This window comes from Arcicella sp. GW458-12-2-14-TSB2 (genome assembly GCF_059423785.1).
The window spans coordinates 1-9889 of sequence record NZ_JBWKYN010000204.1 but is presented as its reverse complement, the minus strand read 5'-3'; the positions used below and the strand labels follow the sequence as shown (position 1 = coordinate 9889).

Sequence of the window (9889 nt, the reverse complement as noted above, 5' to 3'; positions counted from 1 at the left end):
AATATGAATTTTGACGAAAATTTAATGAGTTTTACCCAAATTTCAAAGAACGATTATTTCATGAATCTTAATAAGTCCCTCGCTAGGAATAAATGCTCTTATTAATTATTTTTTTCTTTCTTTAACCGCAGTCTATGGCTCACAGGACGTAACAGTCCGCATATTGTATTCTGTGAGCCACACAACACGGTTTTAGTTTCTATGATAACTTTCAATAAAACGTAGGGGCGTATGGCATACGCCCCCAACATACAACAATAGGACGGAATAAGGACGAATGCAATTCGTCCCTACTTGTTTTATTTTTCCTTCAAAGTCTTCAACACAGCATAATATGCCGCTTTTTTAGAATAATCTTTATTATACAATAAAGGAAAATCTAAGCCATTTTCATACAACCAACTGGTATTATCTGAGATACCCCAAACCGTAATCCCTGATTGTTGTGCTACAGGAACGTTTGTCAAATAAGAACGAACAATATAGGCATACATATCAGCCTGATATGATTCAAATTGCTTGTTTAAGACAAACTGAGTTTTTTTGTTAGGATTCACCCGAACGTCTAGTTCTGAAATACGAATTTTTAAGCCTGTCGCAGCCAATTTTTTAAACATATTATCAATGCCACTATAAGGTGTATTCCAAAGCACGTGCATTTGTGTACCAATACCCGTTATCTTAGCTCCTTTGCCTTTCAATTCTGCTACATAGCCAATCAAAGAATCAAGCTTTACACTATTCGACTCTAAGTTATAATCATTGATGTACAATTCAGCACTTGGGTCGGCAGCGGCAGCATATTGAAAAGCCTTCAATGCCCAGTTGCGACCTAAGTATTTCGACCAAAAGAAATAGTCGGTCGCTGTAGCAGAAACCGTGGTGTTGGCATCGGTACGCAATGTACCACTTTCAGATACAGGTTCGTTCACTACGTCCCAAGCTTTTACTTTTCCTTTGTAATGCGTTACCGTTTGCGTGATAAAATCTTTCAAGGCATTATCAACAGCCGTTACCAAAGCTCCGCCCGTTGGCGGTACAGATGCAGAGGCATCTACTACCACGACGTTATCCATAAAATATGTATTGGCTTTGCTACCGATGTCAATCAACACACGTGTCATGGGGCCATTTGCGGTAAAGGAATACGTTTTTTGTACCCAGTCTGTCGAGGTTGAGTAGTTCCCCGAATACTGAGCCGTAGAACCAGTACCACCTGTAGATATACGCATTTGCCCCCCCGCAACCGCCGATTTGATAAAAAATGTCATGTTATACGTTTTGCCTACTGTGGTAGCAAATTCATCACTGGCTAATTGTACATTCCAAGGGTTACCGTCGGCAGCTACTACTACTTTCAATGCCTTTGTGCCAGCTTGAACTTCTGAGGTGACGGTTGTAGCCACTAACGACGTCCCTCCGTTGTATTTACCCCAGTTATTAAAATTATCACCCGAGCCACTTTCAAAACTTCCATTAGCTACCAAGTTTACCGCCGCAGGACCAGAGCCTCCGCCTGTTATCGTTTTCAAGTAAGTAGCATTCTGATTTTGGTGCCAGCCCAACGTATGCCCGAACACTTCGATACCAGCAGTTTTACAGGCATCATACAAAGCATCCGCTTTGGTAAAGTCAATCGTCCCGTCGTTTCTTACTAAAGCTCCGTGCTTCATGTGATAGCCGAAAGTGGTGCTTTGCGCATCCGCCGCTACGACCGAACGGTATTGAGCATTGTTTAAAAACAAATCGTAATCAATACTCAATCCTACTGGGAAGGCCGTTGTAGCTGTTTTCAACGAACCATCCGCCGTGTAAGTATTGGCATTAAGAATATTGATAGGGTCTTTTTCGCAAGCACACAGCAAGCCTATCGAGGCTACTAGTGCTAGCTTATATAATAATGTATGTCTTTTCATGTTTTGTCTGTTCATCAATCTTGGAAAGAAGGAAAAAGTAAATATTCTTCTGCACTCAACCTCATCCCCCAACGGCAGCGGCCGACCGTCCCTTCTCCTTCAGAGAAGGGGGGCAGACTATCTCGCTTTAAGCTCCCCTCTCTGAAGGAGAGGGGCTGGGGGTGAGGTTGAAAACCAAAGAACATCAGGTTTTGTCTTCTTTTTGATTATTCTCAATTATTTGCAACTCAAATATTATATTAATTATACCCCGGATTTTGATATTGAGATTTAACTGTTTCGCACGTTGCATCTAATTGCGACTGTGGAATTGGGCGTAACAAATGGAAACTTTGCAGGTTAGTAACATCTGGATTGTATTTCTTAGCCCTGTCAACCAATTTGCCACGCATCGCTAAATCTGGCCAACGGATACTCTCTCCACATAATTCACGTGTACGTTCATCTAAGATAAAATCAAGGGTAATATCACTTGCTGAAACCTGTATTTTAGCTCTGCGATTAGCTAATTCTGTTGCCGAAAGTCCTGAGCGATACGCTGCTCTGTCACGCAATACGTTGATGTATTGTGCCGCCTCTGCATTTTTCCCTAACGCCATTGCCGCCTCTGCGGCTAATAAATACACTTCTGAAAACTTACTTGCCACAAACGGACGACCCGAAATATCTTGGTAAGAATTACGGTTGACAGCCTCATATTTTCTCAAAGCAGGATAAATATTATTAGCCCTGTTTTGGTTGCTATATGTTTCCGAAGGCGAATAAATCACATACTTTTTATTAGCGGCTTTCAATGTTTTGGCAATGGCATCGGTTGGAGCGATATAAAAGGCGGTATCGCCCAAGGCAAAACCTATCGCTGCCATATCAGCTACATATTTGGTGTAGTCTGATGAACCAGCCGTATAAAAAGTAGCTATTGGATAAGCATCGCGGAATGTATTATTAAAACGGCTATCGTTGAGTTTGTCAGCAAAAGCGACATCCAATGTCCAACGGGTTGGGCAAAACTGACGAAGCGGGCGACCATACTGCAATACACGCACTGGGAAAAGCGTTACGCCATTTTTGGTAACAGAAGTATAGTTCGATACAAACATATTACAAGAAATATTCACCTTTTGGTCAAAGTCCGAACTTGGGTTAACTACTTCGTTGGCTATGTTATTCAATGGCAAACGTTCTACAGCAAAAAGAATTTCTTTATTATAGTCGTTTCCTTCTTTATGAATATCCCCAAAATCTTGCAACAAATCTGTGCCGTATTTGGCTTTACCATCAATCAACTTTTTAGCGGTGTCGTAGGCACTCTGAAAGTCTGTTGCTTGCTTCACTGCCGAATAGGCACGGTACGTATATACTCTTGCTAATAAATGTAACGCTGCCCCTTTAGCCAAACGATATTCCCCCGCAGGACGTTGGTCTGGAAGATTTTCAGTCGCAAACAATAAATCATCTATCATCGACTGGAAGTTTTTCTTCAACAAATCAGGGTCGTTTCTTCTAAAAGTACAACTAGGCGTACTATTGAATTTCAAATCACCAGAACCTAAGTCTAACGGAACGGCTCCAAAGTTTTCTACCAACAATAGGTAGTACATCGCTCTTAGGTAACGGGCTTCGCCTAACAATTTGCTTTTGTTAGTAGCATCCATCGTCACATTTGGTGCAAATTCCACCACGGCATTACAAAGGTTGATGTTGGAATAATTCCTGTTCCAAGGTGTACCAATAGCGCCGTTGGTTGGGCTGATGCTATAGATACCACATTCTAATGTTTGTCCAGAAGCTCCTTGGTCGCCATAGGTAAATTCATCTGTCCCAACATTCCCCAAGACCATCGCTCCGATGGGTCCGAAGTCATATCTTAACCCTGCATAAGCGGTATAGATAGCAGATTGCAGACCGTCCTGCGTTTTGAAATAATCTATCGTAAAGGCAGTTCTTGGCGTTTCATCCAAGACCGATTGACACCCAGAAAAAGCAAATGCCGTTATGCCCAATAGAAAAGCTGAAAATGTATGTTTTAATTTCATTATGTATCGAATAAAAAATGTTAAATCATTTGTTGAGCAATCAATCCTTCCTACGTTTAGAACGTCACATTCATGCCAAAAATGAAGCTTTTCGTAGAGGGTGTCGTAAGGCGAATATTCAAGTTTCTACCTGAAATATTACCCGGACCACCGCCCACTAAACCATTAGAACCTTGTCCGCTTGGCTCTGGGTCTATCCCTCCTGCCTGAATATAAGGCGAGAATAAAATAAACGGATTGCTAGCAGTAAGGTACAGTTTTACTGATGAGGCTTTGATTACTTTCAACAAAGATGCTGGCAAATTATACCCAAGATTAATGCTTCTTACTTTCAAGAAAGTAGCGTCAAAATAACCCAATGTCGACCATGCCGCACCTACTGGGCTAGGGTTAGCCACTGCTGGTGTAGGGAATGAATTAGTCGGGTTGTCGGGCGTCCAATAATCTACTGCTAATTGGTTTCTACGTCCATCTAAATTGGTTAAATAATTCGATAATGGTTGGTGAATAGTACTCACTAACGTTCCGCCTACACGTGTAAATAAAACAATTGACAAATCGACACCCTTATAAGAAAAACGGTTGGTCAAACCTCCTTGGAAATCTGCCTGTCCGCTACCGATTACGCTTCTGTCTACATCCGTGATTTTGCCGTCATTGTTCAAATCAGCTAATTTCAATTGACCCGGTACTGAGCCATATTTAGCGGCTTGCTCGGCTTCGTTCAATTGCCAGATACCCAATTTAGTATAATCATAAATGGCAGTCAACGGATGCCCAACATACAAACCATTGGCAATATTTTGAGTCACCGAACCATCTAGTTTTTCTAATTTATTACGGTTGAACGAAAGGTTAAAGTCTGTATTCCAAGTAAATCCTTGTGCCGTTTTTACATTCACTGACGATACAGAGAATTCCATCCCGTGGTTGCTCATTTCTCCTACGTTGGTCAAATACTGTCCTGTTACCCCCGTTGTCGCAGGCAAGGTCACACCGTATAAAATTCCTTTGGTATATTGATGATACCATTCTACGCTACCCGTGATGCGGTTGCCTAAAATCCCAAAATCAACCCCTACGTTTTTACCTTCTGTGCTTTCCCAAGTAAGGTTTTGGTCAGGCAAGGTATTGATGTTATAGCCAGACACGACGGTTGAGCCGAAGTTGTATTTAATCGGTACTGCTTGCGAGCCTTGGTATAAATATGGCACTACGCCCCCTAAAGTAGAGTATGGTCCGATAGACTGGTTAGCAGTAGTTCCCCAACCTGCACGCAATTTCAAACTTGCGATGACAGGAATCTCTTTCATAAACGCCTCGTTAGCAATATTCCATCCTACAGATACCGCAGGGTAAAACAACGTTTTGTGGCCATCAGCCAACACAGAAGAGGCATCTCTCCTACCCGTAAGGGTTAGTAAATATTTGTCATCATAAGCATAGTTGATACGCGCCATCATTGAAATCATCCCTCTTGACGACTCGCTACCGCTGATAACAGTGTTGGCTTTGGCTTCGTCTGTTACTTGCGATAGGTCATAGAACTGGATAAAATCAGCGGCGATACCTTCTCTTTTAATATAAGTATTGTATGATTGAGACTTTTGAACACTCCACAAACCTGTGAAATTCAATTTGTGTTTTTTAGCGATTGTTTTATCGTAGTATAATAAATGTTCCATCAGTAATGACGAAGCCTTTGCATTGTTCATACTTCCCAAACTATTAGCATTCGGTCTGAAATAGCTATCTCCTTTTTGGAATTGAGCATTCTCTTGAAAGCTTAAATCAACCCCAATATTTACACGATACTTTAATCCTTCCGCCAATTGAGCTTCGGCATACAAGCTATTGAAGGTACGCAAGCGACGGACTCTATCTACCCAAGAATTGGTATCTCTGTACAACAACAACGGATTGTACTGGTTTACATCGTCATTATTACCCGCTGGCGAAATCACGATATTTCCGTTGGCATCATAAGGTTGCATCAGCGGACTTAATGTCAGAATTGGATACATTGGGTTTACAAACTGCGAGCCATTGGTAGTAGTCAGCGTCGTAAGCGAGCTAATCCCGAATTTCAAAATACGTCCTATTTTAGTATCTGTTGAACCTTTAACGGTAAAACGTTCAAAATCCTGACCCGGTAATACTGTACTTTCTTTGAAATATCCTCCACCAATGGTGAATAGATTTTCATCTTTTCCGCCTGATACACTGATGTTTTGGTCGGTGATATAGCCGTTTTTATACATCAAATCTTGCCAGTCGGTTGTTTTGCCACTAGCGATTGATGCTATCTCACCCGGCATATAGCCCGACGAATATACCGAGATATTACGGGTAGCTTGATACTGTTCGGCATTGTAAACAGGGTACTTATTGATAATACTGCTTATCCCATAATAGCCATTATAAGTAATTTTTGTTTCACCAGATTTTCCTCTTTTAGTCGTAATCAAAATAACTCCATTCGCACCCCTAGAACCATAGATAGCCGTTGCGGAGGCATCTTTTAAGACATCGATTGAAGCAATGTCGTTGTTATTAATATCATTCAACCCTCCATCAAACGGGATACCATCTAATACAATCAGCGGGTCGTTGCTACCGTTGATAGAACGCTCACCACGGATACGAATCTGATTGCCTGACCCTGGTGTTGAGCCTGCTCGCTGAATTTCTAAACCTGCAACTCGTCCTTGTAAGGCCGAACCAATGTTTGAGGTCGGTACTTCTTTGATGGCTTTTTCATTGATAGATGAAATCGCCCCTGTTACGTCGCTTTTCTTTTGCGTTCCATATCCTACTACTACCACTTCCGCCAAAGATTTGTTGTCGGGTACTAATGAAATATTGATGGATGTACGGCTTCCTACCGCAGTTTCCTGAGTAATATACCCAACAGAACTAAACACCAAAACAACATCACTGCCATCGGGAAAGCTAATCGAGAACTCTCCATTTCCGTTGGTGCTTACACCTTTTTTAGTTCCTTTAATTAATACGTTAGCACCCGGTAATCCTGCACCTGTCTCGTCTGTTACTTTTCCTTTTACAGTCTGGTCTTTGATGGGTTGTACTACCACATTCGCTTCCGACAAAGCCTTGTCTTCTTCATCTATCGTATTGATAATTATCTGTCCTCCAACCACTTGGTAGTTCAACATCAACGGACGCAACACCATATCTAATACTTCAGAAAGCCTTTTGTCGGTAACGTGTACACTCATTTTTCGGTCAAGCTGAACCGAGCGAGAACTATAAACAAACTTTACATCTGCTTCTTTTTCAAGGTTGAGCAATACATTTTTGAAAGCTGCATTGTCAACTTTTAGGCTCACTGTACGGTTGAGAAGCTCCTGTGTATAGACATTCGCTACGGATAGCGAAGAGAAAACACATGCCAGAAACAACTGTAGCAAAGAATATTTCATAATCCTTAGCAAGGGAGGTTTAATTTTTTGAATTTTTTGCATACTTTTACTTTGGTTTTGTTAAATTTTGAACGGTTTGACATAACACTTTTTGGCTATCAGTGTTGGCGCACGGGTAGCCTTTTTTTTGTCCAAAGTCTTTACTACTTCAGACGCTTGTAATCAATTTGGCATCTACTTTATGAAAGGTGCTATTTACTATTTCTATATTTAATGGTTAAGTTTTCTCTTTTAACATCCTTTCCCACTAATCAGAATCTTCGTTCCACGTATCTCATAACTCGCTTTGAGGGTGGCACAGATAATATCTAATTTGGTATAAAGGCTACTCTGCGAAAGGTCGGCAGTAATAGGGCAATTATTGATTTGTTCGTTTTCTAGGATAATCTCAATACCGTATGCTTTGCCGATTTCATCCAACACTGTTGCTACCGACTGCTCGTCATACACAAAAGTGGGTAGATTAAACGTCACCTGCTTGTGGTGTATATCTGGCAATATCAATACTGGCTCTTTTACAATTCTGGTAACAAACACCTGATTTTCAGGAAAATAATCTACTTGTTGATTAGGTGTCAGAATTACACCACTCTTGGTATTGGCTGAAATATAATCAGCCTTTGAGTCACGTTTAAATACTGATACCTTGCCCGTTACCACTGCTATTTCTACCTTTTTGTCGGGCGACTGTGCATTTATCCAAAAGCTAGTTCCCAATACCTTCGTGACGATCTCATTGGCATATACCAAAAACGGCTGTTCTGGATTTCGCACTACTTCAAAAAATGCAGTCCCTGTCAGGAATAGCTCTCTTTTATCACTTGCCCATTGTTTAGGATAATCAATAGATGCCCCTGCGTTCAGTTTCACTATCGTGCCGTCTGGTAACTTCACTAATTTTTGGGTTTGCCCTTTGTTATCAACGTGTACTAAACTCGCCTGCGACAAAGTAGCTGACGACGTCAGTGCATCTTTAGGCGAAATGATAGGCGACTGTAACAACACCCAAGCACCGATGCCCACGAGCAAAACCAACGAAGCAGCCCAAGCCCATTTGACAGGTGACTGATACCACACTTTGCGTACTACCACCACAGGAACTGGTTCAGCCATTTGTGGTTTTATTTTCTCCCAAATTACCTCTTCCAACGAAGCCATATCCATGTTTGGGAAAAGGACTCTATAATCCTCATCCAGCAGTTCATACCACTGTTCAACAATCTTTTTCTCTTGAGCACTACAAGTACCGCTGAGGTATCTTTCTAAGATTTCTTTAAATTGGATTTTGCTCATCTGTTTGTAAGGAATATTTCCTCGCTTCACCAAGCTGAAGGAGGCTGTTATATATAAGTCAGAAAAATGGTACTTAACCGCAATTAAATATTCATTTTCTATTAATATTTATATAAAAAGGCACATTAATTAAAAAAGTTCTTTTTATAATACAATAAAAATTGGAGAATACAAATACATTGCGAAAGGAAAAAGTCTTGTAGATGCAAGCGTAAAAAGCGAAGCGACTGGGTAATATGGTATTCGATAGTACGCTCAGGGATTTGGAGCGTAGCAGCAATTTCTTTCACCGTTCTGTTTTCCAAACGGTTCAATACGAAGATGTCTCTGGTTTTTTCGGGCAGTAATTGCACCGCTGCGGACAAGGCTCTTTCAAAATCTTCAAGGTCGAGCTGGTCGCTAGTGTTTTGATTGGTGGGTATTTCTAAAAACTCAATTTGGGTTTGCAGTTCCGCTTTATAGGCCGATATTACTTTAAATCTAGTAGCGGTTTGTAGATAGGCAGGCACATTCGTAATCTGAAGACTAGCCCTGCGTTCCCAGAGGTCTACAAAAATTTCTTGTACTATTTCTTTAGACAAATCCTCATCTTGCGTTTTGTTGAGGGCGGTAACAAATAGCTTTTGCCAATATCTACGATACAATACCTCGAATGCGGAGGAATCTTCATTTCTAATTAAATCAATGAGCTCGTTATCTGTTAATACGCTATTTTCCAAAGATAAAATAAGGTTTTGTGGTTACGCTAAAGCAAGCGTTAGTTAGGCTATTTTCCAAGGAATCGACTGTCAACATCCTCTCGACAATCGACATTAGGCGTAAAAGTACAGTTACAAACTTATATAAAACAAGATTTTATTGATTTATTTATATTTGAGAACCGAGGGTTTGGGTGGGTTTGGTTACTCAGATTACTGATGGCATGACTTGAAGTCATGCCATCAGTTGGGGTTTTACACCATGTTCTGCAACACACAAACCACGGTTTGAAAACGTAGGAGGCTGTCCAAAAAGAAAACCATTGCCAAATATTCTTTGGTTTGAAACCTCACCCGCAGCGGCGGCCGCCCCAACCCCTCTCCTTCAGAGAGGGGAGCTTTTTTGACTGCCTTTGTTGGTGTTTTCACCATAGCCGTCAGGCTATGAGTTAATAATGTCTTTAGTGTAAGGTTTGTATTGTTTAATTCCGGTCTTTTTTTTC

The 9889-nt window shown here is 41.0% G+C and carries 6 protein-coding genes; all 6 read right to left on the bottom strand.

The genetic code is table 11. The features are described 5' to 3' along the window. Positions 1-299: 299 nt before the first annotated feature. Positions 300-1916: an endo-1,4-beta-xylanase gene (locus AC07XN_RS21215; RefSeq protein WP_494744499.1), complete on the bottom strand. Its 1617-nt coding sequence runs from the start codon at positions 1914-1916 to the stop codon at positions 300-302. Between the two features lie 239 nt (positions 1917-2155). Further along, complete coding sequence (locus tag AC07XN_RS21210; protein WP_309919478.1) at positions 2156-3952, bottom strand: RagB/SusD family nutrient uptake outer membrane protein; 1797 nt, start codon at positions 3950-3952, stop codon at positions 2156-2158. 56 nt (positions 3953-4008) lie between these two features. Continuing rightward, the gene (locus tag AC07XN_RS21205; RefSeq protein ID WP_494744498.1) at positions 4009-7437 is read right to left on the bottom strand and encodes a TonB-dependent receptor; all 3429 of its coding nucleotides are present in this window, start codon (positions 7435-7437) and stop codon (positions 4009-4011) included. A gap of 189 nt (positions 7438-7626) precedes the next feature. After that, a complete protein-coding gene (locus tag AC07XN_RS21200; RefSeq protein WP_494744497.1) occupies positions 7627-8688 on the bottom strand; it encodes a FecR family protein in 1062 nt (353 codons plus the stop codon). A 125-nt stretch (positions 8689-8813) separates the two neighbouring features. Further along, the gene (locus tag AC07XN_RS21195; protein ID WP_494744496.1) at positions 8814-9407 is read right to left on the bottom strand and encodes an RNA polymerase sigma factor; all 594 of its coding nucleotides are present in this window, start codon (positions 9405-9407) and stop codon (positions 8814-8816) included. A 234-nt stretch (positions 9408-9641) separates the two neighbouring features. Beyond that, a partial coding sequence (locus tag AC07XN_RS21190) for a hypothetical protein (protein WP_494744495.1) occupies positions 9642-9889 on the bottom strand: 248 nt, incomplete at its 5' end.